This is a genomic window from Pseudomonas sp. GW822-FHT01E03, from assembly GCF_058802985.1.
The window spans coordinates 437,823-463,059 of the sequence record NZ_JBXAOQ010000004.1 but is presented as its reverse complement, the minus strand read 5'-3'; the positions used below and the strand labels follow the sequence as shown (position 1 = coordinate 463,059).

Sequence of the window (25,237 nt, the reverse complement as noted above, 5' to 3'; positions counted from 1 at the left end):
TTCTCACAAAAACAGTCAGTCAGTGGTATCAGTGCTTGCGCGGGGCCAGGTAGCCCAGCCAGCGGCGCTCGGCCATCTTGAACAGCTTCACCAGGATGAAGGTCAGGCACAGGTAGAACACGCCAGCGGTGATGTACGCCTCGAACGGCAGATAGAACTGGGCGTTGACCGTGCGCGCGGCACCCGTGATGTCGATCAGGGTCACGATGGACGCCAGACTGGTGGTCTGCAGCATCATGATCACTTCGTTGCTGTACTGCGGCAGCGCGCGACGCAGGGCCGACGGCAGCAGGATGCGCTTGTACATCTTGACCCGCGACATGCCCATGGCCTTGGCCGCTTCGATCTCGCCGTTCGGCGTGGCGCGCAGGCTGCCGGCAATGATTTCGGCAGTGTAGGCGCTGGTGTTGATCGCGAACGCCAGGCACGCACAGAACGTTGCGCTGGACAGCCACGGCCAGAGGAAACTTTCCCGCACCGCTTCGAACTGCGCCAGACCGTAGTAGATCAAGAACAGCTGCACCAGCATCGGCGTGCCGCGGATCACGTAGGTGTAGAGCCAGGCCGACATGTTGACGACCGAGTTCTTCGAGACGCGCATCAGGCCCAGCGGCAAGGCGCACAGCAAGCCGAAGAACAACGACAGCGCGAGCAGTTTGAGGGTGGTCACCAGGCCGCCAAGGTACAGCGGCATGGCCTCCCAAATGACGTTGTAGTCGAAGATCATAGATCAGCCGCCCTTACGCCTACCGAGTAGCGCTTCTCAAGGTGACGCAATGCCAGCAACGACACACTGGTGATCACCAGGTACATCGCGGCTACTGCGAGGAAGAAGGTGAAAGGCTCGCGGGTGGCATCGGCCGCCTGCTTGGCCTTGAACATCATGTCTTGTAGACCCACCACCGAAATCAGCGCGGTAGCCTTGGTCAATACCAGCCAGTTGTTGGTGAAACCCGGAATCGCCAGGCGAATCATCTGTGGCACCAACACCCGGAAGAACACCTGAAAACTGCTCATGCCGTAGGCCATGCCGGCTTCGGCCTGACCCTTGGGGATCGCCATGAAGGCGCCACGGAAGGTTTCCGACAGGTACGCACCGAAGATGAAGCCCAGGGTGCCGATACCGGCCGCCAACGGGTTCAGGTCGATGTACTCGTCAAAGCCGAGCAGCGGTGCGACGCGGTTGAGCAGGTCCTGGCCGCCGTAGAAAATCAGCAGGATCAGCACCAGGTCGGGAATACCGCGGATCACCGTGGAATACAGGTCGCCCAGCCAGGCCAGCCAGCGCACCGGCGACAGACGCAGTGCCACGCCGATCAGGCCCAGAACGATGGCCATGGCCATGGACGACAAGGCGAGCTGAAGCGTCAGCCAAGCGCCATCGAGGATGACAGCCCCGTAGCCTTTCAACATGATTCAGGTCCTCGAAAGTTGGGATGAAAAAATGGCGCAAACCTCAGAGATCCTGTTGCTTGCGCCATTTCGGACTTGTCGCTGGGACGTATTACTTGCCGTAGATATCGAAGGCGAAGTACTTGTCCTGGATTTGCTTGTACTTGCCGTTCGCACGAATGGCTGCGATGGCGTTGTTGAGCTTGTCCAGATCTTCCTTGTCGCCCTTGCGCACCGCGATGCCTACGCCGTCGCCGAAGTATTTGACGTCGGTGAACGCAGGGCCGACGAAGGCGAAGCCTTTACCGGCATCGGTTTTCAGGAAGCCGTCATCCAAAAGCGTAGCGTCTGCCACGGTGCCGTCGAGGCGGCCGGCGGCCACGTCGAGGTAAATTTCGTTCTGCGAACCGTAAGGCTTGATCTCGGCACCCAGCGGGGCCAGGACTTCGCGGGCGAAACGCTCGTGGATCGAACCACGCTGCACGCCGATGTTCTTGCCCTTGAGCTCGGTCAGGCCTTCGCTGACCTGAGTGCCGGCCTTCATGACCAGGCGAGCCGGGGTGTTGTAGTACTTGTTGGTGAAGTCCACGGACTTCTTGCGATCTTCAGTGATCGACATGGACGACAGGATCGCGTCGATCTTGCGCACTTTAAGCGCAGGGATCAGGCCGTCGAACTCTTGCTCGACCCACACGCACTTGACCTTCATTTCTTCGCACAGCGCGTTGCCGATGTCGTAGTCGAAACCAACGATGCTGCCATCCGGCGCCTTGGACGCGAACGGAGGGTAAGCCGCCTCGATACCGATTTTCAGAGGTTTTTCATCGGCGAAGGTTGGCAAGGACAGCACGGACAGTGCCAGGGCGCCAAGCAGCACGAGTTTCTTCATCTTGGGACTCCATCGGTAAAGGGCAAAAACGGCAGAGTGAGCGACAGCCCAATATGCGAATGAGTGGAACCAGAAAGCAGTGCTGCGTCCTGGGAAGCGGGTGTTGAAATTCAACACGAGCAACGACGAGCGAGTGATCGGCATTCTAACGACAGGCCCGAGGCCGATATTTCTTCAATGCGACAACTAATTACAGAAGCACCGAGAAAGCCGTTTTGGCACGTTGACAGCCCTGCAAAATCATGCAAGAGCAAAAGATAGTGAACCGATCTATGTTGCAAATTGCGGGCCTATTATTGGCAAACCCTTCTAATCCGGCAAGCGCAGTGTAGCGGCTAATTTTTTTGAGGCGCATTTCAGGCCCGGATTTAAGCCCCGGCGTTTCCCAATGCCCCGTATTGGCGCGATGCGGTTACACATTCAGTAACCTGAAAGAACGCAGGTAACAGTAGGAAAATGCCGACAGAGTATCCCGATAATTATTGGTAGATGTTGCTGTAGCGCCTGCTAAACCGCTATCGCGAGCAAGCTCGCTCCCACAATGGTTTTGTGTCGAACGCAAATATCGCATTCACCACAGATCCCCTGTGGGAGCGAGCTTGCTCGCGATGAGGCCAGCCCAACCAACACAAAAACCCAGGCACAAAAAAGCCCCGCCAGGCTCAACACCTGACAGGGCGTTTAAGTGACTCAGAACCGCCGCTTACGCGACATTCATGGTCTTGTGGGTATCAATCAAATGCTGCACCACACTCGGATCAGCCAGGGTGGAAATATCACCCAACCCCTCATATTCCGCCGTGGCAATCTTGCGCAGAATCCGGCGCATGATCTTGCCCGAACGGGTTTTCGGCAGCCCCGGCGCCCACTGGATCACATCCGGTGAAGCAATCGGGCCGATCTCCTTGCGCACCCAGTTTTTCAGTTCCAGGCGCAGTTGCTCGTTCGGCTCTTCACCGTTCTTAAGGGTGACATAGACATAAATGCCCTGCCCCTTGATGTCGTGCGGCACGCCAACTACAGCGGCTTCGGCGACTTTCGGGTGCGCGACCATCGCGCTTTCGATCTCGGCAGTGCCCATGCGGTGGCCGGACACGTTGAGCACGTCGTCCACGCGACCGGTGATCCAGTAGTAACCATCGGCATCGCGACGGGCGCCGTCACCGGTGAAGTACATGCCACGGAAGGTCTTGAAGTAAGTGTCGACGAAGCGGTCATGGTCGCCAAACAGCGTACGCGCCTGGCCTGGCCACGAATCGAGAATCACCAGGTTACCCTCGGCCTCGCCCTCGACGATGTTGCCCAGGTTGTCCACCAGTGCCGGTACCACGCCGAAGAACGGACGCGCCGCAGAGCCTGGCTTGAGCGCATGAGCGCCCGGCAGCGGGCTCATCATGTTGCCGCCGGTTTCGGTCTGCCACCAGGTGTCGACGATCGGACAACGGGACTTGCCGACATTCTTGTAGTACCAGTCCCAGGCTTCCGGGTTGATCGGCTCGCCCACCGAACCCAACAGGCGCAGGCTGCTGCCATCGGCGCCTTCAACGGCGGCAGTGCCCGAGGCCATCATGGCGCGGATCGCGGTCGGTGCGGTGTAGAGGATGTTGACCTTGTGCTTGTCGACGATCTTCGCCACCCGAGTGATGTCCGGGTAGTTCGGCACGCCTTCGAACAGCAGCGTGGTCGCGCCATTGGCCAGCGGGCCGTAGACGATGTAGCTGTGGCCGGTGACCCAGCCGACGTCGGCGGTGCACCAGTAGATTTCACCCGGGCGGTAGTCGAACACGCGCTCGTGGGTCATGGCCGCGTACAGCAAGTAGCCGCCGGTGGTGTGCTGCACGCCCTTCGGCTTGCCGGTGGAGCCGGAGGTGTAAAGGATGAACAGCGCTTCTTCGGCGCCCATTTCTTTCGGCGCACACACGGTGCCGGCCACTTTCATCAGGTCCTCGAACCAGATGTCGCGATGCTGGTTCCACTTGATGTCGCCACCGGTGCGCTTGCACACGATGACTTTCTGGATGCTGCTGGTTTCCGGGTTGGTCAGCGCGTCGTCGACGTTGGCCTTGAGCGGGATCTTCTTGCCGGCACGAATGCCTTCGTCGGCGGTGATCACCACTTTCGAGCGGCAGTCGATGATGCGACCGGCCAGGGCTTCCGGGGAGAAACCGCCGAACACCACCGAGTGAATCGCGCCGATCCGGGTACAGGCCAGCATGGCGACCACGGCTTCGGGGATCATCGGCATATAGATAGTCACCACGTCGCCGCGGTGCACGTCCTGACCACGCAGGGCGTTGGCGAACTTGCACACTTGCTCGTGCAGTTCGCGGTAAGTGATGTTGCGGCTTTCGGCAGGGTCATCGCCCTCCCAGATGATCGCGACCTGATCGCCGCGCTCGGCCAGATGACGGTCCAGGCAGTTGTAGGAAACGTTCAGGGTGCCGTCGGCGAACCATTTGATGTCGACATGGTGATCGTCGAAGGAAGTCTGCTTCACCGTGGTGAAAGGCTTGATCCAGTCGAGGCGCTTGGCTTGCTCGCGCCAGAAGCCGTCGGGGTTGACGACCGACTGCTGGTACATGGCCTTGTAGGTCGCCTCGTCGGTCAGCGTGTTAGCCAGAACCTCGGGACGAACGGGATACAGGGAAGCCGCACTCATCTTTCTTACCTCGGTGGAATAGTTGTTTTTGTATGACCCTGTTTTAGCCGGGCCGGGGCTATAGAACCATTCGACGATGGTAGTAACAAGTCCCTACAAAATGTCGTGAAAAACCGTCAACCCCACTACCGCCGCGGTACCTGTGGGAGCGAGCTTGCTCGCGATGGTCGTCAACGAAAACGCACCCAATCTGACACCCCGCAGTGCAAGTTCGCACCTACAAAAGAAGAGGTTTTTCAGGGATTGTTACAGGATCTGTCAAAAGTGTTTATCAAAACCACGCCTATATGGACGAAGCGTCGACGCCTAAAATCAGCCACGCCAACAAGGCAACCTGATTAACCAAGTTGCAGCCCCCACGAAGGCAGTTAATCAAACCCCTGATACCGAAGCTCCACACGCAATCCCAAAAAGATTGCGTGCCCCCTTTCGACCTCTAAAAGGTAAATTTCAAATGAAAGCTTTATTGGTTCTGGCCCTCAGCAGTCTGTGCGCAACCGCCATGGCAAACGAGGTCCCGACTGATGTCGCACAGCAACAACCAGCAATAGAGGAATACACCTACTCCACCCACCTGGACATCGCCAAAGTGATCTCCATGAGCGAAGCCCCGAACGTGTGTGAAGTTGTGCCGATGAAAATGGAATACGAAGACTCCCACGGCCAACGACATATCCTGCGCTACAGCATGATGGGCAATGGCTGCTCCAACGGCTGATCCCCTGCTTCACCCCTCCCCCAAAAGGTTCGACCCACCCGCCGCGATCAGACAGATGAAGCGCCGAACCTTAATGATCGATTAATTCGATTATTTTAAGCATTTATTTGCGCTTTTTAATCGAAATAGCAGGCGTAGAATCAACTGCAACCCAAGACAAACAACACCCACGAATCTGGAGCAACAACCATGAAAACCCAACTGATCCTCGCCCTGACCCTCTCCGTCCTGGCAGCCAACACCTTCGCCGCCGATGGTTACGACCGCACCGGCTCGGCTGCTTACACCACTGAAGCCGCTGTCGCTTCCGATGGTTCTGACCACACTGGCGCCGCCCGCCTCGCCGCCGATGGTGCCGATCACGTCGGTGCAGGCAAATTGGCCTCCGATGGCTCCGACCACACCGGTGCCGCCCGCCTCGCCGCCGATGGTGCCGATCACGTCGGTGCAGGCAAACTGGCCTCCGATGGCTCCGACCACACCGGCGCAGCCCGCCTCGCCGCCGATGGTGCCGATCACGTCGGTGCCGCTCGCCTGAGCTGATCCGCCAGCGTGACTTCACAGCCCGACTTCGGTCGGGCTTAGTTGTGTCTGGAGCCTGAGAAAACCCCACCGAAACACAAGATGTAGTGAAAAAAGCCTTTTTTGGTCATTTCTTGAACAAAAATAATCCGGGGCAAAAAATTAAGAAAAAAAATCTTCCCCCGCCAACATCGTTCAAAGCCCTGTAAACCCTCACTCCGACCGAAAAACGGCCCCCGTCGACCGTTCCGTGAGCCATTTCGCCGCACCACAGCACGCAAAACTTCCCTATAATGCGGCCTTAAACGGGCCTGCAATATTCCCTTACAGGGACGAAAAGCCAGTCTGAAGCCCCGCACAAGCGATCAACGCTTGCTGCGCCCATCAGTGGCTCTCGAAACCCGTACAAAATTCTGTTTGATGCCTGCGTATAGCTGCCGCAAAAAACGATTCCTTTAGATCCAACGCGGCCAGTTAGGCCGTGTGAAAAACCGACCTATCCAATTTCACACGGGCACACTGGCCCTCACGCAGGAGACGACACGTCATGCTGAGCTGGGACGAATTCGACAAAGAAGACACGGAAGTAGCAGTCAAGAGCGCCAACGCTGGCCACGCCACCGAAGCCAACATGGACCGTCTCGACAGCGCCGGCGGTGCCGCCGCCCTGGAAGCCCGTGCCGTGACCGCCACTGACTCCGCCGCCGTTGCCCGCGCCAAAGCTGCCCTGGATTCCCTCGACGTCGCCGAAGGCCTCGCCGAACTCGAAGGCGCCTCCGCCCGTGTCGCCGTTGACGAAAAGCGCATGATCAACTGCCGCGCCGACCTCAACCAACTCGTACCCTTCAAGTACGACTGGGCCTGGCAGAAGTACCTGGACGGCTGCGCAAACCACTGGATGCCGCAAGAAGTCAACATGACCGCCGACATCGCCCTCTGGAAAAACCCGGAAGGCCTGACCGACGACGAGCGCCGCATCGTGATGCGCAACCTCGGCTTCTTCTCCACCGCCGACTCCCTGGTTGCCAACAACCTGGTCCTGGCCGTGTACCGTTTGATCACCAACCCGGAATGCCGCCAGTACATCCTGCGCCAAGCCTTCGAAGAGGCGATCCACACCCACGCCTACCAGTACTGCATCGAATCGCTGGCCATGGATGAAGGCGAAATCTTCAACATGTACCACGAGATCCCGTCGGTCGCGAAAAAAGCCACCTGGGGCCTGAAATACACCCGTTCGATCTCCGATCCGAAGTTCGAAACCGGCACCGTCGAAACCGACAAAGAACTGCTGCGCAACCTGATCGCCTACTACTGCGTTCTGGAAGGCATCTTCTTCTACTGCGGCTTCACCCAGATCCTCTCCATGGGCCGCCGCAACAAAATGACCGGCGTCGCCGAGCAGTTCCAGTACATCCTGCGCGACGAATCCATGCACCTGAACTTCGGCATCGACGTGATCAACCAGATCAAAATCGAAAACCCGCATTTGTGGGATGCCGAGATGAAGGAAGAAGCTTCGCAGATGATCCTGCAGGGTACTCAGCTGGAGATTGAATACGCACGTGACACCATGCCTCGCGGCGTGTTGGGCATGAACGCGGCGATGATGGAGGACTACCTCAAGTTCATCGCTAACCGTCGCCTGTCGCAGATTGGTTTGAAGGAAGAGTATCCAGGGACCACTAACCCGTTCCCTTGGATGAGCGAGATCATGGACTTGAAGAAAGAGAAGAATTTCTTTGAGACTCGGGTTATTGAGTATCAGACTGGTGGGGCTTTGAGCTGGGATTGATTCCTGAGCTAGCCGCGATTTGACGACTTGAATCGACAAATCGAAAACCAAAAAGCCCCGATCTGATCGGGGCTTTTTTATGGGGTAGGAAAACTCTTACTCGCAGTATCAGTAGTAGCTAAATCTCCCACATGTATTCCAGCACCGTCTGTATTGAGGGGCACTCCAAGCAGCTCTAAGCTCTATTGCAGGTGCCTAAGAAACGCCCAACGTAGAAGCAAATTTCGCCGCACAGACCGCACGCTGTTATCAGCTATAAATGCGTAATCCTGTGTCTGGAAGAAATAGCTTGTTGGGATTTCTTAGATCCTCTACGTCGGGTTCGGCCCTCATCAACTTCATACGTAGGGGTAATGGAAATGCCAGTCGACACGCACAACCGCTCTGCGGCACCTCAAAGATCACTCATATCTGATCCGTACATTTCGACAACTTTCACTCGCCACAACCTCCCTCTACACGCCCTTCTCCTTGAAAACCAACCATGGTTTTGCGCCCGTGATATCGGCCGCTTGATGGGTTTCCATCTAAGTGAGCGCATGGTCAACAAGCTAGACAAGGAACAGCACCGAACATTGTGGATTGAGTATTACCGGCAGCCGGAAAAGCAGTTAATGCTCAGTGAATCCGGCGTGTATGCGCTGTTGGTGTATCACTACGCGCCTGGAAATCGGTTGCTGCGTGAGTGGATCACCCATCAAGTGGTGCCGGCCTTACGTGATGCGGAGCAGTCGGACAATTCGGATCGGCCGATGCTGAGTTTGTTGGATTGGCCGGAGATGTCCTTGAGCTTGCTGCATTGGCAGGATGAGCCGTGGATTCGGTTGCGGGATATGCCTTGTTTACTGCTGGGCCAGCAGCAGACGTCTTGGTGGCGGAAGGTTTCGCAGTTTTTTCTGTTTTAACAGGCTGTCGCAGAAAGGGTGCAACCTTCCGCACCCTATATAGATTTGGCCCACCGAACGTCCAATCGACTAACCACTGGCCGTCTGTGACCACTGAGATTGCAGCGGCAATCCCTCAGGCCCACCCATCAAAATGCCCTGCTCCAAATCAAATGGCAGCACCCAGAGCTTGAGTTGTGGTGCGAATTCGAATACCTGCAATGGGGCATCAAACGCAGCTTGTTTTGGGTAGATCAGCACCAACTCTCCATCCCCCGCTAGGTATTTATGACCATAAGCGAACAACTGATAAAAGTCGGATTGCTTCAAACCGTAATTTTTATCCTCTCCCGATGAACTCAGTCGCTTCCATTTTGTGTCGAGCACCCAGATTTTCTGCTGATGGTGGATCATCAGGTCCGGCCGCAGCTGGAAGAAGTTTTCATCCCTATGCTTACACAGGTGTTCGCTGCGGGTTTGGGTGAGCAGTCGCGCATCGTGCAGCAGGTCCCTATTTAGGCTCGCAGCTACATAACGCTCAAATAGCTTTTCCATTGGGAATAACAAGCTCATGCCATGCCAATCCCCAGCGACTGCTAAAGGCATCTGCTGTTTGATGATCAGCTCGCACCATGGCTTCACCGGTACGTAGTGCGCCATCAGTCGCTCATTACTCCATTGCTTGAAGTCCTGCTGCACGTTACGGCTTGTAGGCACCTCTAACAACACGGTTCTTAACTCATGAGCCAGTCGCCAGTTACCAGCATCTTTTGTTGTTTTGCAGACCTGATCTAACGCGAACTTGATTAAGCGATTCTCTGGTCGGTCGGGCAAATAAATATCATGTCGTATCTGGAAATGGTGCTGTCGACCAGGAGGTTGGCGCATTTGCTTGACCACATCTAACTGACCACGAAGGAATCGCTGTTCCTCCTCCACTCGCTGGTAGTCAAAGCGTAGGCCTCGATTGATCAAGTGATCCAGAGCCAGTAAGAATCGGCCCATGACCCATTCGCTCAACGGCGCATCGAAACTCTGAAGATCCGCCGCGCCGACTTCACGGGTGGGTAAGTCTAGGGAAGCTTGGATCATGCGCCTCAGCAACGCTCTGCTCTGCTTGATGCAGTCCTCGCGCTCGAAATGCTTGGGAAGAATTTCAAGGCGCGTACCACAGGGTGTTTCCAATACGCCGACGTAGTTGTCGAGCTTGAGCAAACAGCGGTTTTCGAGCTGGACCAGCCCTGCCCCCGCCTTGCTGAAGAAAGCACTTAATCTGCATAACCAGTCAAAGGCTGAAACCGATACCTGAGCAAGATCTAACGTCGGCACAGCAACGTTATCTGTCGTCAGCCTCGCGTATTCGCGAACCGTGACAATGGGTTTCACGCCGTCACGCCTTTCAACGCTCGGATAACTGCTACGCCAAGATGACGAGTATTAAACTCACGACCGCTTGAATGGTGTGTTTTCAGGCCATGTTCTGCCGCAAGCTCACGCAATATAGGCCTAGAGGGACGGATGATCTTTCCCGCCTGTAGAACTTCGATTGAACCGCTTTCAAGCTGACGAACCTGGATATCGCCTTTTTCAGCTTCGATAGCGTCTTGCAGCTTTGGAAGCACAGCTTGGTGATCAATGACGCCCCAATAGGACTCGATCCGAGCAAAGGCCTCTTCATTGATCATCCATTGGTTATTTTGGTTACTGAGCACCACTTGATCGCCAAACAACGAATCTGGCTTGAATGGTGGCTGTTCGATAAAGCAATTTTCAGCGGCTTTACGATGATCGTTGAGCACCCATTGAATCCGCTGCCAATCTTCAAAAAAGTACTCTTGCAGCAGCGGGAGAACTTGTTCACGAAAGATCTGCCCCAATCGCTCCAACGTAGGGTCGCTATCTAGCGGCATAAAATAAGCGTGTCCCAGACAATGATCTCGATCTAGCAGCATTTCGATTCGCTGATTCATCACTCTCAGGAGCTTGGCGATATTGAGCTCACCCACTGCAATGTCATTCAACAGCTCAGGCTTAGGCAGCATTTCGCGGAAAGTGAAGCGACGACGTAAAGCGATATCTAGACCGGCCAACGAACGATCAGCAGTGTTCATCGTGCCAATGAGATAGACATTGTTCGGTACACTGAAATGCTTCTTCGAATACGGCAGCGTCACTTTCAAAGCCTCGTCAGCCCCGGCACGCTTGGACGGTTCGATTAGCGTGATCAATTCACCGAAGATCCGAGAAATATTGCCGCGATTTATTTCATCGATGATGAGTACATGAGCATTGCAAGGTTGAGTTTTTGGCTCAACCTCGGTGACTTTGGATCGCCCATCCAATATGCGCGCCACCAAAAGCGGCAAAATATTGTTGTAGCCATTGATGAGATACGGCTCCAGCATAGTCTCTGGCACCTTGTCAAAAACCTGCTTGTTGCGAATATCTGCGACAGTTAAACGTCCTGCGCGCACATATTCAGCAAGCGTGTTAAGCATGTTCATGCCAACCGGCAACTCTTTACCGTTGGGCTTAACCAAGTTGAGCAACTCTGTGGATGAACTTGTGACTACGTATCCCGAACCAAAGGTTTCGCCCTTAGTAAAGAGAGCACCATGACTCACTTCCGCTGCGGGTGTTTGTTGGGTCACTTTGGCAGTGGTACATAATCTTTTGAACACACCATCAACAACGTCATATCGCAATTGCCCGTCGTCTCCGCTTTCCGCGCGCAGGCCTTCAACGAAGTCTTCGTAGCTGAAGCTTTGATGAAACGTGACGAACTCGACATATCCGTCTGCGGCTAACTCATCGAAGCGCTTCTTCAGCGCAGCCCGATTTTCTTTGTTGGTCTGAAGAAACTCAGGGGCGAGGATTTCTAGCGCTGCCTCGATGGTGGCGAAAGTCTTCCCGGTACCGGGAGGGCCAAACAAGATCTGGTTGAGTGCAGGCGAGGTCATCGAGTCGCTTTCCTTGGCTACGTGAGCAAAAAAGGGCATCGCGTGGTGGCGGCTCGATCAAAGTCGGTAGGGGTTATAGGAACCAAAACCCGACCATGGAAACAGGCTACAGCCGCAGGAGATTAATCCTACAACGGTAGCTACATTGCCATCACGGGTAAAGCAGTACAGATAGGTAGATCTGCTGCAGAGATTGGAAGCATTCGACCGCTGGTTATCAAGCAGACGTTCTGCGGGACGAACTCCACTCGGGATTCCGGTTACTGATTTTGTTTATGCGTCAAATTCACCGGCGCCATCGCGAGCAAGCTCGCTCCCACAGGGGTTCAGCGGCTGGCTTGGAAACGTCTGTGTATCAGGGCCGCAGGATTATCCTGCGGCCCTTTTCTTTGGCTGTGACCGCGGTTACGAGATCACCTCCCCAACCCACTACTCCGCCAAGGACAAACCGCCGCCCTAACCCCACTCGGCCCAACAATCTCCGGCGTCTGCCCCAACGACCTCGCACTCAACACACTCCCCACCCGCTCAATCAACTGATCAAACCCCAACGTCGCATCCTCCTGCTGCGACTTGCGCAGTTGTTCGACCATGGCATAGGTGAAGGCACCGTAGTGGTTGGAGCCCACCACATATTCGCTGGCCTTTTCGTTCTCCCGCGCTGCGTAGAGCATCAGCGGCATGTAGGGACCGTGGTGGCCGTAGAGTCTGGTTTGGCGCAGCAGTTGGGCTTTTTTCTCGGGGCGCAGGCCGGTGGCGGCGCCTTGGGTGTTGCGGGTGCGGGTGAGGCCGCGGGTTTTGTTGTCTTGTTCGCTGAAGTCGCGGCGGTCGGCGTCGGTGGCGTAGACGCGGCGGTCCCAGTCGCCGGCGTAGGGGTCCCAGCGCAGCATGCGGTGGCGGATGTCGCTGGGTGGGGTGATGCCACGCACACGGCCATTGCCGCGGGTCATGCCGCCGGCGTAGCAGCAGTCGAACATGACGGTGAGTTTGGCGCCGTGGCCATCCGGGTCGAATGGCAGGTGGCTGTAGAACTGGCGGAACAGTTTGTCGGTGAAGTGGGTGCTTTCGTCGTCCCAGTCGAAGTCGTGGAGCACCAGGGTTTCGTCCATGCAGTCGGCTTCGCCACTGCTGCTGTAGACCGGCAGTTGGGTGCCGTGGCCGGAGTAGAACAGTACGCGCTCGTCGCCGGCACGGGCGCCTTCCACCAGCCATTCCAGGCGCTCGACGAAGTTGGCCCGGGTCGCCCGGGCGTCGTGCAGCAAGCGGATGTCGCCGGCGTCGTAGCCGCTTTCCTGAAGCATGCGGCTGATCAGGTAGGTGTCGTTGATGCAGCCCTCGAGGCGTGCGCTCGGGTCGAGGTAATCGTTGATGCCGACCACCAGGGCGCGACGTTTGCGTTGGCCGCTGCGGGACAGGAACGCCGGTACTTCCAGTGCTCGCGCCGCCACCACATCGCGGGCCAGTTGCGGCCACAGGCCGGTCTGGCTGGTGGGTGAGGACAAGTAGGCCTGGGCGGCGTGATTGAGGTCGAGCAGGTCATCACGCAGCTGCACGCTGAATTCGGTTTGCAGGTCGACTCGCGCTGAATCCGGCGAGGTGATCGGTCGGGCCAGCAAGCCGTCGTTGGGGTTGTGGAGGTGGAACCAGCGGCGGATGCCTCGGCCGTTTTCGCTCAGGCGCAGCACCCGCCCGCCCCACACTTCGCGCATCACCAGCGGCAGTGCAATCGGTGAGCCAAAGCTGACGAACACACGGCCATCGATGCGCTTGAGTGCCGAACCTTTTTTCGCCACCGAGCGGCGCAGGGCGTCGTAGCCGATCAGGCTGCCGAGCCCTTGGGCGAAGATGATCTGCGGATTGAATGCCTCGATCTTCGCCAACAGATGTTGCGTCAGTTCAGTGCGCAACTCGGCGTCTTCGATCCATTGCACGATGGCGCCGACGGTGGTGCGCAACATCTGATTGACCGGCAGGCCCCAGCTGCCGAAGTTCTCGTCGGCCTTGCCTCTGGCGTCGGCGCTCAGCATCGCCAGGCCTCGGGTAATCTGGGCGAAGTCCGGCCCGTCCTTGAGTTGCTCGTCGAAGGACAGGAAGTCGATATCCTGGTCATCGATGAGGCGACCGTTCTGTGCCAGTTGAGTACGGATCAATGTGCGCCACTGGTCCTGCCAGTTCGCATCGATGCCGCCCTGCCCTTGGCCGGCTGGCGTGAAACCGACACCAGGCAGGCACAGGACGCGCAGCCGTGTTGGCGCGACTTCCGCCCCCGGTTCTGCCAAGGCTTTGCTGGCAGGCACTGCAACGGGGCGAACAGCTTGCCCTTGGGCGGTCACCATCAAATCCTGCAAGCGCCGCAGTTTCGCCTCCAGGCTGTCCGCACTGGGCGCGGCAGGCGTGAGCGCGGCCTGAGCCGGATCAGCCAGGGCGCGGCTGCGGTTGCCGAGAAAACCGCTGACCCATTGGGCACTGCTCTTCCAGATCTGCTCTGGGTCAAGGCCATCGAGGTAACCGGTGGCGCTGTCCACCACTTGCCGACTCTGGGTCGCCAGTTCGGACTCGATCAATGGCAACCCGACGCGACTTGGCACCACAGTAGCCGCCAATTTTGGCGCAGCCGTTACACCCGGTGCAGCGCGCCAGATAGGTGCGTTGCCGAAGTGCTGCGCCGCGACCACCCGCGGGCCGAGGGCACTGCGCGGCAATTTGAAGTGGTCGCAAATAAATGCCAGCAGGCTGGTGTGATCGTAATGCTGGGCCTGGACGCTGCCCGTCCAGGGAATCAAGCCTGGCTTGAGCCACGGCGAAGCCAAAATCGCCGGAACCCGAACGCCGAGGCGGGTGAATGGATTTTTCCATGGGACATCGGCCGTTGAACCGGTCGCCACGCAAGTCGGCGGCACCACGTGGTCATGGAAGCCGCCATGTTCGTCGTACAGCAGCACGAACAGGGTTTTGTTCCAGACAGCGGTGTTGGCCGACAAGGCGTTGAACACTTCACCGACAAACTGATCGCCGAAGCGCAAATCTTCGGGTGGATGATGCGACACATTGGGCCCGAGTTTTCCGTTGAGCAGGCCATAGCTCGGCTCGATCCAGGACAGTTCGGGGAGCCTGTTACCGGCGACGTCCGACTTGAAGTCGTCGATGCTCAGGTGCTGCAAACCACCCTTGACCAGCGCCGCCAGCGGGATCGCGCCATCGGAATAAATGCGCGCATCGTGGCCGTTGTTGCGCAGCAGCGAAAAAATACTCTCGCCGCCGAACTGTGCGATCAGGCTTTTGATGCCGGCCAGCACCGTGCCCGTGGAGGGCATCAGCAGGTGACCATTGCAACTGCCGAGCATGGCAAAAAAACGGTTCGGCCAGGTGGGGCCCGGGACTGAGGAAAACCAGCGATCACACACGGTGAAATTGCGCGCCAATCCGTGGATTGCCGGCAACGTATCCTTCGCTGGCGTGGCGCCGAACGGGATGTAGTTCATCGCCCGCTGGGCCATGGACTGCGACCAGGTCTTGTACACCTTCAGGTCGCTGCGGGCCTTGTCGTAGGCGTCCTGGGCAAAGCCGGCGAGCGTAGGGTTAGCCGGGCTGGTCTTGAAGGAGACGCCCAGTTGTTTCTCTACGTTGACGAATTCGTGGCCAAGGTCGAAACCCTCGCTGTTGCCCGGCGGCAGCGCCGGAGGTAGAGGGGGCGGCGGCGCCCACAGGCTGTAGTTCTCCGGGAACTCCGATGCCTGGGTGATCACCGTCGAATTGCCATTGGCCAGCTTCAACGGGTTGGTGCTGGGCGCCTTGCGGTTGATACCGTCACACGCGGCATTGATGCTTGTGTAATCCCCCAGCAAATGGTCGAACGAACGGTTTTCCATCATCAGCACGACGACGTGCTCAATCCCGGCGGGCCAGTTGTTCGGCATGGTTCGCTCCTTGATGTGAAGTCTCTATTTCAATCTCGCGGGTTTCACGGCAATCCGTTCCCTTCATCTTCCCGCTCCCTGTAATCCACCCGATAATTCGCCACATAACTATCCACAGCCGTCCCAATCGTAGGAAAAAACGCCGTCTCTCCCAGCCGCGCAAACAACCCGAACCGCTTCAGCTTGTCCTTCACCGGATCCTTCATCTCGGCAATGCACAACTCAATACCCGCCGCATGCAGGGTGTCGTCCAGTTCGGCCAGCATGTCGGCAGACGTTACATCGACACTGGTGACGGGCTCTGCGGCGACCACCAGCCAGCGCACGGGCGTGGGCGATGCCGCCACGGCGTCCAATACTCGGTCGTTGAACAGTTCGGCGTTGGCGAAAAACAAGGGGGCATCCCAGCGAAACAGGACCAGGCCGGGGATCAGGCGTGCGTCGGGGTAGCGTTTGATGTCGTGGTAGCCCTTAACCCCGTCGGCGCGGCCCAATACTGCGGAGTACGGGCGCCAGCCGTCCCAGAGGAATTCAATGACGGCAATCACGATGGCCAGGCCGATGCCCTCGATCGCCCCGAACACGGCCACGCCGACGGTGCAGACGATCGACAGCCAGCATTCCCAGCGCTGGATGCGATAGATCCGGCGCAGGTCGGTGATTTCGATCAGGCCGATGGCCGAGGCGATCACGACCGCCGCCAGGGCGCTGGACGGTAAGTGTTGCAGCAGGTCCGGTGCCACCACCAGCAGCAAGGCAACCGCCAATGCGCCGATGACGCCGGTCATTTGGGTTTTGGCTCCGGCGGCCTCGGCCACGGGAGTCCGTGACGAGCTGCTGCTGATCGGGAAGCCTTGGAAAAAACCGGCCGCCAGGTTGGCGATGCCGAGGCCCACCATTTCCTGGTTCGGGTTGACGTAGGTTCGGGTCCGCGCCGCATAGACGCGGGAGAGCACGCTGGTGTCGGCGAACGAGACGAGTGCGACGGCGCAACCGCCGATCAACACCGGGACGATGTCGGCGCTGGTGATCCAGGGGATGGCGAATCCGGGCAAGCCTTGGGGGAGCGAACCGAGGACCGACACTCCGGCGCGTGTCGCAAGGTCGAGTGCTCCCACGGCGACTGTCGCGCCAACCACGGCGATCAGGATGCCCGGCAGTCGCGGCCATCGTTTGAGCAGCAGGATCACCGCCAGGGTGAGCCCGCCCACCATGAAGGTGGTCCAGTTGACCTTCCCCTCCATCACCGCTGAGGCGATGGCCCCTATGTTGCTCAATGGGCCGTCGGACTCAATCGTAAAACCGAACAGCTTGGGCAACTGGCTGATCAAAACGGTCAGTGCGATGCCGTTCATGTAGCCGTAGCGGATCGGTTTGGACAGCAGCTCGGTGATGAAACCCAGGCGCGCGATACCGGCCAGGATACACACCGCTCCCGAGACGATCGCCATCATCCCCGCCAGGGCGACGGCACGCTGCGGGTCGCCGCCGGAGAGTGGAATGATGACGGCAAGGATGACGGCCACCAGGGAGGAATCCGGCCCCATCACCAGAATTCGGCTGGGGCCGAACAAGGCATAGAACAGCAGCGGAACGATGGTCGCGTAGAGGCCATATATGCCTGGCACGCCTGAAGCGACCGCATAGGCGATACCGACCGGCACCAGCATCGTGGTCAGCACCAGGCCGGCCACGATGTCGTAACGCAACCATGCCGGTTGGTATTCGCGCAGCATGCTCAGCCCCGGTACCCAACGGCGCCAGCCGGTCTGTTCATCCCGGCGGGCTATCCGGCCTGGCTCCGGGAGAGGGGGCGAAGCATCTGAATGGCTCATGAACCGCCCTCTTTGATGGACTGTGCAGGCTCGGCGATATCGAAGTGATCTGAGTGTAGCTATTGCTTCGAATGCGCCATCACTGGAAGCTGTTCACCTAAAGGATTTGGAACCCGACATGAAATTCGACCTCGCCTATTGCCTCGGCCTCAACGACAAGTTGTCGATCTACGACGTTCGGGATCTGAATTTCGACGAGACGATGGATTTCGACTCCGCCAAGGAACACTTCCAGTGCCCCAACGATGCCTGTCGTTTGGCGTTCGATGCGACCAATGAGCTGGGCACGTTCAACGCCAAGAATGTGAATTACGTGCGCACGCCGCACTTCAAGAACCTGCCGAGTACGCGGCATGTCGAGGGCTGCCCTTATGTCAGCTTGAAGACGCCTGCGTCGGGTGGGGATGAGACGGAAACGGACGACAGCCGCGAGGAAAATTTCCCGTCGGAATTGTTACTGACTCGGCGTGAATATGTGCGTAAGCCGTCCAGCACGAAGGTCACGGCGGACGGGGGGCGGGATGAGTCGCTGACGCCTTCGGTGGCAAGCAATGTCGAGCAACCGGGCAGGGAATCAGCCCCGGACAAGACCAGCGTCTTCGCCCATCCGGTGGAGTGTTTTGTGTCGAACTTCGACGACAAGGATTTGCTCAAGCGCGTGCCGCTGAAGATTGGCGAGCACACCGCGCCCTACGGGTCGTTTTTCAAGAAAATCGAATACCTGCAGGACAACAAGGGGCTGATTTACTGGGGCAAGGTCAAGGAGATCAAGGACTACACCCAGAGCTTTCGCATCGATTTCGAGAAGAAGGTCTGGTTCGAGAAAAAGCCTTACTCGGTCAATGTCTACCTGAGCAAGAAGCTGATCGACAGCTACCGCAAGCGCAAGGCATTCCTGGAGGAGATCAAGCACGCCATCGAGAGCGGGCGGGAGTTGTATTGCTTCTTTTATGGCGTAACGCCCGAACTGAAGCAGGTGCCGAGCAAGAAAAACCCCGAGCAGACGTTCGGGGTGTTCAGCGCCAACATCGAGAATCTGGATCACTTTATCGTGCGGGAAGCGCCGGGGTTGGCGGACAAGTAAGCGCAGCACCGTTCGTCTGTCTGAAAAGACAAATCAAAAAATGCGTTTGATCCGGGCTCAAAACAACTGTACAAAAACACAGTATATTTTGAACCAACACTCTCGAGCCCGGAGAACACCATGGCCTCTCAAGCGATGAAAATCACCCTGGAACGTATCGCCCTCTTCCAATTCACCCCGGCCCACTGCGCCCAGGCCCGAGCGATGCTGGGCTGGAGTGTGGAAGAGCTGTCGCGGGAGTCCCGAGTCTCGGTGGATGCCATTCAACGCTTCGAGGCACGCCAGGAGGTGCTGGATGTCACGCGCCTGGCGCTGGCCTATCGGTTCGAATCGGAGGGGTTGGTGTTCTTCCCGGGGTTTGCGCCGGGTCGAGGGATGAACGTCAAAGGCTCTACGCCGAATCCGGTTGGGCGGGCGGATTTTGCGATGGTGGAGTGAGCCAACTCACTGACTGACGATAAATGGCCCCTTGTAGGAGCGAGCTTGCTCGCGAAAAACATCTGGACAACGCGATCATTCAGACAGCACGCGTTATCGTTAACGTCCATCGCGAGCAAGCTCGCTCCTACAGGGCCCATCACTCTACGCGTTATGAGCCACCACCCGCTCACTCTCCCCTTCCACCGCCAACCACCACGCACCACCACGCTGCGGATGCATCAGGTTGAACGCCTCGCCCATCTGCGGCGTGGTGATCGATACGTTGCGTTCCCAGGCCAGGGCCAGGATACGGTCGAAGGGTTCGTACCAGGCGTGCATCGACAGGTCGAACGTACCGTTGTGGATTGGCAGTAGCCAGCGGCCCTTGAGGTCGAGGTGGGCTTGCAGGGTTTGTTCGGGTTGCATGTGCACGTGTGGCCAGTCGACGTTGTAGGCACCGGTTTCCATCAGGGTCAGGTCGAATGGACCGTACTGTTCGCCGATGCGTTTGAAGCCGTCGAAGTAGCCGCTGTCGCCGCTGAAGAAGAGGCGCGTGTCGCCGTCGATCATCACCCACGAGGCCCAGAGGGTGCTGTTGCTGTCGAACAGGCCACGGCCGGAAAAGTGCTGCGATGGGGTGGCGATGAACTGGATGCCATCGACTTCCGTGCCTTGCCACCAATCCAGCTGGCGGACTTTGCTCGCGTCGATGCCCCACTTGATCAGGGTGTCACCTACGCCCAGCGGGGTAAGGAAGTGTTTGGTCTTGTCCGCGAGCTTGAGCACGGCCTGATGATCCAGGTGATCGTAATGGTCGTGGGACAGGATCACCGCTTCGATCGGTGGCAATTCTTCCAGGCTGATCGGTGGCTGGTGGAAACGCTTGGGGCCGGCCCATTGCACCGGAGAGGCACGCTCGGCGAAGACCGGGTCGGTGATCCAGAATTTGTCGCGCAGCTTGAGCAACACCGTGGAGTGGCCCAGGCGATAGACGCTGTGGTTCGGCGCTGCGATCAGCGCGGCTTGAGTCAGGGCTTGCACCGGGACGGGCGCGCTCGGGCGGGTGTTTTGCGGTTTGTGGAACAGCACGTTCCATAGGACACCCATGGTTTTGCCAAAGCTTAAACGTTGAACCGGCGTAAAGTTTTGATACTGCCCTTGAGCCTGTCGGGATGCTTCAGGTGTGGAGGCGTTGTCCGCCGGGGAGTTTGAATTGGCCATGACTGAATGACTCCAGAAAAACCGCGCATCACGCGACTTTCCGTTTTGGGACGATAAATGGCCAAAGCACGCACGCATCAGCCGGACTTTCTATTTTTGCTGGGCAGGGTTAACAAAACATTACACTGCACAGTGTAGTTTCTAGGTTGCATCAAAGTCGATGACAAGTAAACTACCGAGTGTAATTCTCCCCTTTTTCCTGCCGAAGCGTACTTATGACAGCTCCACAGCGCCTGACCGACCGAAAACGCCAAGCGATCATTCATGCCGCGATCAATGAATTCCGTGACAACGGTTTCGAGATCACCAGCATGGACAAGATTGCTGCCACTGCCGGTGTGTCGAAGCGCACGGTGTACAACCACTTCCCCAGCAAGGAAGAGTTGTTCGCCGAGATCCTCAATCAATTATGGACCCGGGTGACGGCAGAACAGGAAACGGCCTACCGTCCCGACCTGCCGTTGCGTGAGCAATTGCGCGGATTGCTGATGGCCAAGCTGCAAATGTTGGGCGATGACAATTTTCTCGACCTGGCGCGGGTGGCGATAGCGGCGACGATTCATTCCCCGGAGCGGGCGCAGGATATGGTGGCGCGAATGGGCGAACGCGAAGAAGGGCTGACGGTATGGATTCGTGCCGCTCAGGCCGATGGTCGGTTGAAAGTTATTGCCCCTGATTTTGCCGCACAACAGGTGCAGGGGCTGCTCAAGTCGTTTGCCTTCTGGCCGCAGATTTCCATGGGCAAGCCTGGCTTGTCACCCGAAGAACAACACCAGGTGGCAGACTCCGCGCTGGACATGTTTCTGGCCTGCTATCAGTTGCAATAAATGACAAGTTCGACGGCGGCGTCGAAGGATCGATGGCTCTGATTTGAATGACGCGATGTGTTTCAGAATGAAACCGGCACTGAGGCTTTAGTGAGCTTCAGCCAGGAACCTGATCGGTTTCACGGCAGTTTCAGCGCCCGCCCCAACTCATCGAACAAGGTGACCACCGAGCGCAAAGCGCGGCAGTCGGGACGGGTCAGCAGCCACAGCGCGGTGTCGTATCCGTGCAGGGGTTCGCTCAGCGGCTGTAATCCGTCGCCGATCAAAAAATCCGGCAACGCCGCTACACCCAGGCCGGCCCTGACCAGCTCGGTCACCGACAGCATGCTGTTGCAGCGATAGCCCGGCGTTACCCCCGGCAAGGCCTGGCGACGCCAGGTAACGGTCGGGTGATCAGGCAGGAAGTCATCCGGGGCTATCCAGGTCAATGAGGCCAGGTCAGGGGTATTGACCGATTGCAGGTATCGCTCGCTGGCACACACGCGATAGGAAATGTCCGCCAGCCGCCGTCCCACCAGATGCTCCGGTGGCGTGCGGGTCAGGCGCAGGGCGATATCGGCATCCCGACGGCTGAGGTTGGCAAAATCATTGGATGTGCTGAGCTCGAGCGTCAGCGCCGGATAGTTCGGCATGAACTGCGCCAGCGCCGGCAACAGCAAACCTTGCAGGACCGAATCGGTACAGGTCAGGCGCACGATACCGCTAATCACTTCTCCGCCCTGCTCCACACCGATGCGCGCCGCCTCCAGAGCCTGTTCAGCACGCTCGGCCTGTTCAGCCAGTGACTGCGCCAGGGTGGAGGGCAGGTACCCGGCGCGGCTTTTTTCGAACAGTTGCTGACCCAGTGCACCCTCCAACCGGCGCACCGCTCGAAACACCGTCGAAACATCCACCTTCAACAGTTGCGCTGCCCGGGCCAGAGAGCCACCGCGTACCAGCGCGAGGATCAGGGCCAGGTCCGGGTAGTCCAGTCGATAGTGCGTCGCTGCATTGATCACTTGGGAAAACGCCAATATTGAGTGCGTGAGCGCCAATCTATAGTGGGCACCAGCAATCAACAAGTGCAGAGGCCCCACATGGAAACCCGCCCGATTCGTATCGCCCTGATCGGCGACTACGACCCGCAAGTCACCGCCCACCAGGCCATTCCCGTCGCCCTCGAAATGGCCGCTGAACACAGTGGCCTGAACGTGCAATGGCAATGGCTGGCCACCGATGACATCCACGCCGAGACACCGCTGCACAGATTCGACGGGGTCTGGTGTGTGCCGGCCAGCCCTTACCGGAGCATGGACGGTGCATTGCTGGCGATTCGCTTTGCCCGCGAACAACGGCGACCATTCCTCGGCACCTGCGGTGGTTTTCAACACGCGGTGCTGGAATATGCGCGCAACGTGCTGGGCTGGTCAGATGCCGAACACGGCGAGACAAATCCCGATGCCGCGCGGGCGCTGCTGACGCCACTGTCGTGTGCGCTGGTGGAAGCGGTCGATACGATTGATTTGCTTGAGGGTTCGTTGCTGGCCAAGGCCTACGAAAGCACCGAGATTCGTGAAGGCTATCGCTGTCGTTTTGGTGTGAATCCGAAGTTCGAAGGGGAGTTGCTCAAGCGCGAACTACATGCCGTCGGCCACGATTCGGAACACGGTCTGCGGGCGGTCGAACTCAGCGGTCATCCGTTCTTTGTCGCGACCTTGTTCCAGCCCGAGCGGGCGGCGCTCAAGGGCGTATTGCCTCCTTTGGTTGGCGCCTTTGTCGAAGCCTGTGCGGGGCGCTCGTCATGATCGCCGATACACCAGCTGCGCCTTATTACGCGGTGATCTTCACTTCACTGCGCACCAAGGGTGACCAGGGTTACGCCGAAGCAGCCGAACGGATGCTGGAACTGGCCCGCGAACAGCCGGGGTTTCTTGGTGTGGAGTCGGCACGGGGCGAGGATGGGCTTGGGATTACGGTGTCGTACTGGGCCAGTGAGGCGGCGATTCTGGCGTGGAAGCATCATCCCGAGCACAGTGCGATTCGCGAGCGTGGGCGCTCGACCTGGTATGCGCGGTGTCATACGCGGGTGTGCCGGGTTGAGCGGGCTTATGGGTTTAACCAGTGAGTGATGTAGTGTTTTTCAGGTCGCCATCGCGAGCAAGCTCGCTCCCACAGTAGATCTTTGTCGCGCACAAATGTTGTGACCGACCGGGATCAAAATGTGGGAGCGAGCTTGCTCGCGATGGGGCCCGTCAATTCACCGCAAAAACTCACCCCTGAACCAGATTACGAACCGCCGAAATCTCCGGCACTTCCCGCCGGTTCATGTACACCCGCAACGGCTCGGTGATGTTGATCCGGTCATCGATGTTCTGGTCCAGCAGCAGCTGGATCAATTCCCGCTTGAGCGTCATGACCTGCCCGGGCCCCGCGACCCAGACGAATTCGCTGACAGGGATGATGCCGTCGTCCGCCACGTCCATGCCAAACGAGTCTTCGCTGAAGCGCACGATGTAGTGCCCGGTCTTGCGGTTGAGGCCGACGAAGCCTTTGAGTTGGTCGGCAGCCTGGCAGATGAGCTGGGAAGTGATGCGCATGTTAAACCCCGCAATGGTGATCGTTGGTTTGCACGCAGGGCCTGCGTTTCCCTCTGCCGGGGAAATTGCAGGGCCTCAGCGTACTGCAAACGGGCGCACAAAAGCGCTGACGAAAATCAGCTTTCGACAGGTTTGTGTCGGTCTGGTGATAGCGTCTGCAACGATGAGTTGTTAAAAGGGACCGCTCACTTATTGCGAAAGGATCTCGACCATGCCCGCAACCTTTACTAAAAGCGCCCTGTTACTGAGCCTGTTGCTCGCCCTCGGCCACGCACAGGCCGCCAGCGAACCCGGTCCCGCGGCACTGGCGACCCGTTTGGGCATTCCGCATCCAGCGGTGATCGCCCACCGTGGCGCATCGTTCGATGCCCCGGATTCCACCGCCGCCGCCTACAAGACTGCCCGCGACCTGGGCGCCGACTACCTGGAACTGGATCTGCAGCGCAGCAAGGATGGCGTGCTGTTTGCCCTGCACGACAACAATCTGCAACGTACCACCGACGTCGCCAGCAAATTCCCCGAGCGCAAGGACAGCCCCGCCAATGCGTTCACCATGGCCGAACTGAAAACCCTGGACGCGGGCAGCTGGTTCAATGCCGCGTACCCGGATCGCGCACGTCCCGCCTTCGCGGGCCTGAAGATTCTGACCCTTGATGAAATCATCGACATCGCCGAGGGCAACAGCCTGCACAAGCCCGGCCTGTACATCGAGACCAAGGAGCCCAAGCAGTTCCCCGGCATCGAACGCGACCTCAAGGAAAAACTTCAGGACCGGGGCTGGCTGAGCCCGACCGCTTCGAAACTGGCAAAAAACGAGCTGGCGGTCGGCCAAGGCAAAGGCAAGGTGGTCCTGCAGACTTTCGAGAAGAGCAGCCTCGAACTGCTGCAAAAAGAGATGCCGACGGTGCCGAAGATCCTGCTGTTGTGGGTCGGTGAAGGCAGTATCGAGCCCAAGTCCAAGGTGACATTTGCCGAGTCCGGCGAAAAGGACAAAGCCGCTTACTACGCCAAACAGCAACCGAAGGACAAAGCCGAATTTCAGCAATGGGTCGACTACGCCAAGGCCCAGGGCGCCATCGGCACCGGCCCGTCCGCCGCACTGACCCAGGGTGGCGACCAGAGCTACTCGGATCTGGTGCAACCCTGGATGAACCAGTACACCCACGACCAGGGCCTGCTGGTGCACGTCTACACCATCGACGATGCGGTGGACTACCAGAAAGTCATGGACGCCGGAGTCGACGGCATTTTCACCAATCGCGCCAGTGAGTTGTTGAAGTTCTATAAACGCCCGGCGGCGAGTGTTGCGCAGGTGCTACAGAACAACGGGTATTGATCCAGAATTGCGCAAAACCTGTGGGAGCGGGCTTGCCCGCGAAGGGGCCATCAGTTTCAACATCCACGTTGACTGACACTCCGCTTTCGCGGGCAAGCCCGCTCCCACAGGTTATGCGTGTGCCAGCAAAATTTGCGGCGAACACACATTCCCACAGGGATTGATGCAGGACATGTTGAGGGATTTAAGGGTGGATTAAGTT

At 58.2% G+C, this 25,237-nt stretch carries 21 protein-coding genes; 10 read left to right on the top strand and 11 right to left on the bottom strand.

Annotated elements, in window-relative coordinates; genetic code table 11:
• Positions 1–28 precede the first annotated feature (28 nt).
• From AC1RP7_RS10925 to acs, 4 genes are all read right to left on the bottom strand, one after another.
• Positions 29–727 (bottom strand): ABC transporter permease, encoded by a 699-nt coding sequence (locus AC1RP7_RS10925; RefSeq protein WP_056724135.1) that lies wholly within the window; start codon positions 725–727, stop codon positions 29–31.
• Entirely contained in the window at positions 724–1,413 is a 690-nt protein-coding gene (locus AC1RP7_RS10920; protein ID WP_015096506.1) for an ABC transporter permease, read from the bottom strand. Before AC1RP7_RS10920 ends, AC1RP7_RS10925 begins: the two co-directional genes overlap by 4 nt.
• A 91-nt stretch (positions 1,414–1,504) precedes the next feature.
• Positions 1,505–2,281 (bottom strand): ABC transporter substrate-binding protein, encoded by a 777-nt coding sequence (locus AC1RP7_RS10915; protein WP_056724133.1) that lies wholly within the window; start codon positions 2,279–2,281, stop codon positions 1,505–1,507.
• A gap of 703 nt (positions 2,282–2,984) precedes the next feature.
• A complete protein-coding gene (gene acs, locus AC1RP7_RS10910) occupies positions 2,985–4,940 on the bottom strand; it encodes an acetate--CoA ligase (protein WP_057713605.1) in 1,956 nt (651 codons plus the stop codon).
• A 454-nt stretch (positions 4,941–5,394) separates the two neighbouring features.
• Here acs and AC1RP7_RS10905 point away from each other — a divergent pair, with 454 nt between their 5' ends.
• The 4 genes from AC1RP7_RS10905 to AC1RP7_RS10890 all read left to right on the top strand — a co-directional run bounded on the left by AC1RP7_RS10905 (position 5,395) and on the right by AC1RP7_RS10890 (position 8,880).
• The gene (locus tag AC1RP7_RS10905) at positions 5,395–5,658 is read left to right on the top strand and encodes a DUF2790 domain-containing protein (RefSeq protein WP_057713604.1); all 264 of its coding nucleotides are present in this window, start codon (positions 5,395–5,397) and stop codon (positions 5,656–5,658) included.
• Between the two features lie 189 nt (positions 5,659–5,847).
• Complete coding sequence (locus tag AC1RP7_RS10900; RefSeq protein ID WP_154947570.1) at positions 5,848–6,201, top strand: hypothetical protein; 354 nt, start codon at positions 5,848–5,850, stop codon at positions 6,199–6,201.
• A 526-nt stretch (positions 6,202–6,727) separates the two neighbouring features.
• Positions 6,728–7,975: a ribonucleotide-diphosphate reductase subunit beta gene (locus tag AC1RP7_RS10895; protein WP_057713602.1), complete on the top strand. Its 1,248-nt coding sequence runs from the start codon at positions 6,728–6,730 to the stop codon at positions 7,973–7,975.
• A gap of 359 nt (positions 7,976–8,334) precedes the next feature.
• The gene (locus AC1RP7_RS10890; protein WP_493181323.1) at positions 8,335–8,880 is read left to right on the top strand and encodes a BRO-N domain-containing protein; all 546 of its coding nucleotides are present in this window, start codon (positions 8,335–8,337) and stop codon (positions 8,878–8,880) included.
• A 69-nt stretch (positions 8,881–8,949) separates the two neighbouring features.
• On the opposite strand, the gene AC1RP7_RS10885 is transcribed toward AC1RP7_RS10890, so the two are convergent.
• From AC1RP7_RS10885 to AC1RP7_RS10870, 4 genes are all read right to left on the bottom strand, one after another.
• A complete protein-coding gene (locus tag AC1RP7_RS10885) occupies positions 8,950–10,245 on the bottom strand; it encodes an McrC family protein (protein WP_493181155.1) in 1,296 nt (431 codons plus the stop codon).
• The gene (locus AC1RP7_RS10880) at positions 10,242–11,819 is read right to left on the bottom strand and encodes an McrB family protein (protein WP_493181156.1); all 1,578 of its coding nucleotides are present in this window, start codon (positions 11,817–11,819) and stop codon (positions 10,242–10,244) included. The genes AC1RP7_RS10885 and AC1RP7_RS10880 overlap by 4 nt, the downstream gene beginning before the upstream one ends.
• Positions 11,820–12,232: 413 nt before the next feature.
• Entirely contained in the window at positions 12,233–15,736 is a 3,504-nt protein-coding gene (locus AC1RP7_RS10875) for an alkaline phosphatase family protein (protein WP_493181158.1), read from the bottom strand.
• 44 nt (positions 15,737–15,780) lie between these two features.
• Positions 15,781–17,571 carry a SulP family inorganic anion transporter gene (locus AC1RP7_RS10870; RefSeq protein WP_493181159.1) on the bottom strand — a complete coding sequence of 597 codons (1,791 nt, stop codon included), beginning with the start codon at positions 17,569–17,571 and terminating at the stop codon, positions 15,781–15,783.
• Between the two features lie 118 nt (positions 17,572–17,689).
• Here AC1RP7_RS10870 and AC1RP7_RS10865 point away from each other — a divergent pair, with 118 nt between their 5' ends.
• Together AC1RP7_RS10865 and AC1RP7_RS10860 are read left to right on the top strand one after the other, a co-directional pair.
• On the top strand, positions 17,690–18,655 hold the full coding sequence (locus tag AC1RP7_RS10865) for a hypothetical protein (RefSeq protein WP_493181160.1): 966 nt from the start codon (positions 17,690–17,692) through the stop codon (positions 18,653–18,655).
• A gap of 120 nt (positions 18,656–18,775) precedes the next feature.
• Complete coding sequence (locus AC1RP7_RS10860) at positions 18,776–19,093, top strand: helix-turn-helix domain-containing protein (protein WP_007998876.1); 318 nt, start codon at positions 18,776–18,778, stop codon at positions 19,091–19,093.
• 144 nt (positions 19,094–19,237) lie between these two features.
• Here the strand turns inward: AC1RP7_RS10860 and AC1RP7_RS10855 are convergent, their stop codons facing one another.
• Positions 19,238–20,296: an MBL fold metallo-hydrolase gene (locus tag AC1RP7_RS10855; RefSeq protein WP_090457356.1), complete on the bottom strand. Its 1,059-nt coding sequence runs from the start codon at positions 20,294–20,296 to the stop codon at positions 19,238–19,240.
• Positions 20,297–20,511: 215 nt separating this feature from the next.
• Between AC1RP7_RS10855 and AC1RP7_RS10850 the strand changes: the two genes are divergently transcribed.
• Positions 20,512–21,123: a TetR/AcrR family transcriptional regulator gene (locus AC1RP7_RS10850; RefSeq protein WP_090457358.1), complete on the top strand. Its 612-nt coding sequence runs from the start codon at positions 20,512–20,514 to the stop codon at positions 21,121–21,123.
• 119 nt (positions 21,124–21,242) lie between these two features.
• On the opposite strand, the gene AC1RP7_RS10845 is transcribed toward AC1RP7_RS10850, so the two are convergent.
• On the bottom strand, positions 21,243–22,184 hold the full coding sequence (locus tag AC1RP7_RS10845; RefSeq protein ID WP_493181162.1) for a LysR family transcriptional regulator: 942 nt from the start codon (positions 22,182–22,184) through the stop codon (positions 21,243–21,245).
• Positions 22,185–22,199: 15 nt separating this feature from the next.
• Here AC1RP7_RS10845 and AC1RP7_RS10840 point away from each other — a divergent pair, with 15 nt between their 5' ends.
• Entirely contained in the window at positions 22,200–22,907 is a 708-nt protein-coding gene (locus AC1RP7_RS10840) for a CTP synthase C-terminal region-related (seleno)protein (protein ID WP_493181164.1), read from the top strand.
• Positions 22,904–23,227, top strand: coding sequence for an antibiotic biosynthesis monooxygenase family protein (locus tag AC1RP7_RS10835; protein WP_493181166.1), 324 nt, complete (start codon positions 22,904–22,906; stop codon positions 23,225–23,227). Before AC1RP7_RS10840 ends, AC1RP7_RS10835 begins: the two co-directional genes overlap by 4 nt.
• Before the next feature lie 145 nt (positions 23,228–23,372).
• On the opposite strand, the gene AC1RP7_RS10830 is transcribed toward AC1RP7_RS10835, so the two are convergent.
• A complete protein-coding gene (locus tag AC1RP7_RS10830; protein ID WP_493181167.1) occupies positions 23,373–23,699 on the bottom strand; it encodes a DUF2025 family protein in 327 nt (108 codons plus the stop codon).
• A 211-nt stretch (positions 23,700–23,910) separates the two neighbouring features.
• On the opposite strand from AC1RP7_RS10830, the gene AC1RP7_RS10825 reads away from it, so the two are divergent.
• On the top strand, positions 23,911–25,035 hold the full coding sequence (locus tag AC1RP7_RS10825; RefSeq protein WP_493181169.1) for a glycerophosphodiester phosphodiesterase: 1,125 nt from the start codon (positions 23,911–23,913) through the stop codon (positions 25,033–25,035).
• Positions 25,036–25,237 lie beyond the last annotated feature (202 nt).

Excerpts from the sequence above, each read along its gene's own strand:
- AC1RP7_RS10915 (WP_056724133.1), bottom strand. The coding sequence starts at position 2,281 with ATGAAGAAACTCGTGCTGCTTGGCGCCCTGGCACTGTCCGTGCTGTCC.
- AC1RP7_RS10865 (WP_493181160.1), top strand. The coding sequence starts at position 17,690 with ATGAAATTCGACCTCGCCTATTGCCTCGGCCTCAACGACAAGTTGTCG.
- AC1RP7_RS10925 (WP_056724135.1), bottom strand. The coding sequence starts at position 727 with ATGATCTTCGACTACAACGTCATTTGGGAGGCCATGCCGCTGTACCTT.
- AC1RP7_RS10890 (WP_493181323.1), top strand. The coding sequence starts at position 8,335 with ATGCCAGTCGACACGCACAACCGCTCTGCGGCACCTCAAAGATCACTC.
- AC1RP7_RS10895 (WP_057713602.1), top strand. The coding sequence starts at position 6,728 with ATGCTGAGCTGGGACGAATTCGACAAAGAAGACACGGAAGTAGCAGTC.
- AC1RP7_RS10880 (WP_493181156.1), bottom strand. The coding sequence starts at position 11,819 with ATGACCTCGCCTGCACTCAACCAGATCTTGTTTGGCCCTCCCGGTACC.
- AC1RP7_RS10840 (WP_493181164.1), top strand. The coding sequence starts at position 22,200 with ATGGAAACCCGCCCGATTCGTATCGCCCTGATCGGCGACTACGACCCG.
- AC1RP7_RS10855 (WP_090457356.1), bottom strand. The coding sequence starts at position 20,296 with ATGGCCAATTCAAACTCCCCGGCGGACAACGCCTCCACACCTGAAGCA.
- acs (WP_057713605.1), bottom strand. The coding sequence starts at position 4,940 with ATGAGTGCGGCTTCCCTGTATCCCGTTCGTCCCGAGGTTCTGGCTAAC.
- AC1RP7_RS10830 (WP_493181167.1), bottom strand. The coding sequence starts at position 23,699 with ATGCGCATCACTTCCCAGCTCATCTGCCAGGCTGCCGACCAACTCAAA.
- AC1RP7_RS10850 (WP_090457358.1), top strand. The coding sequence starts at position 20,512 with ATGACAGCTCCACAGCGCCTGACCGACCGAAAACGCCAAGCGATCATT.
- AC1RP7_RS10860 (WP_007998876.1), top strand. The coding sequence starts at position 18,776 with ATGGCCTCTCAAGCGATGAAAATCACCCTGGAACGTATCGCCCTCTTC.
- AC1RP7_RS10900 (WP_154947570.1), top strand. The coding sequence starts at position 5,848 with ATGAAAACCCAACTGATCCTCGCCCTGACCCTCTCCGTCCTGGCAGCC.
- AC1RP7_RS10825 (WP_493181169.1), top strand. The coding sequence starts at position 23,911 with ATGCCCGCAACCTTTACTAAAAGCGCCCTGTTACTGAGCCTGTTGCTC.
- AC1RP7_RS10905 (WP_057713604.1), top strand. The coding sequence starts at position 5,395 with ATGAAAGCTTTATTGGTTCTGGCCCTCAGCAGTCTGTGCGCAACCGCC.
- AC1RP7_RS10835 (WP_493181166.1), top strand. The coding sequence starts at position 22,904 with ATGATCGCCGATACACCAGCTGCGCCTTATTACGCGGTGATCTTCACT.
- AC1RP7_RS10875 (WP_493181158.1), bottom strand. The coding sequence starts at position 15,736 with ATGCCGAACAACTGGCCCGCCGGGATTGAGCACGTCGTCGTGCTGATG.
- AC1RP7_RS10870 (WP_493181159.1), bottom strand. The coding sequence starts at position 17,571 with ATGAGCCATTCAGATGCTTCGCCCCCTCTCCCGGAGCCAGGCCGGATA.
- AC1RP7_RS10920 (WP_015096506.1), bottom strand. The coding sequence starts at position 1,413 with ATGTTGAAAGGCTACGGGGCTGTCATCCTCGATGGCGCTTGGCTGACG.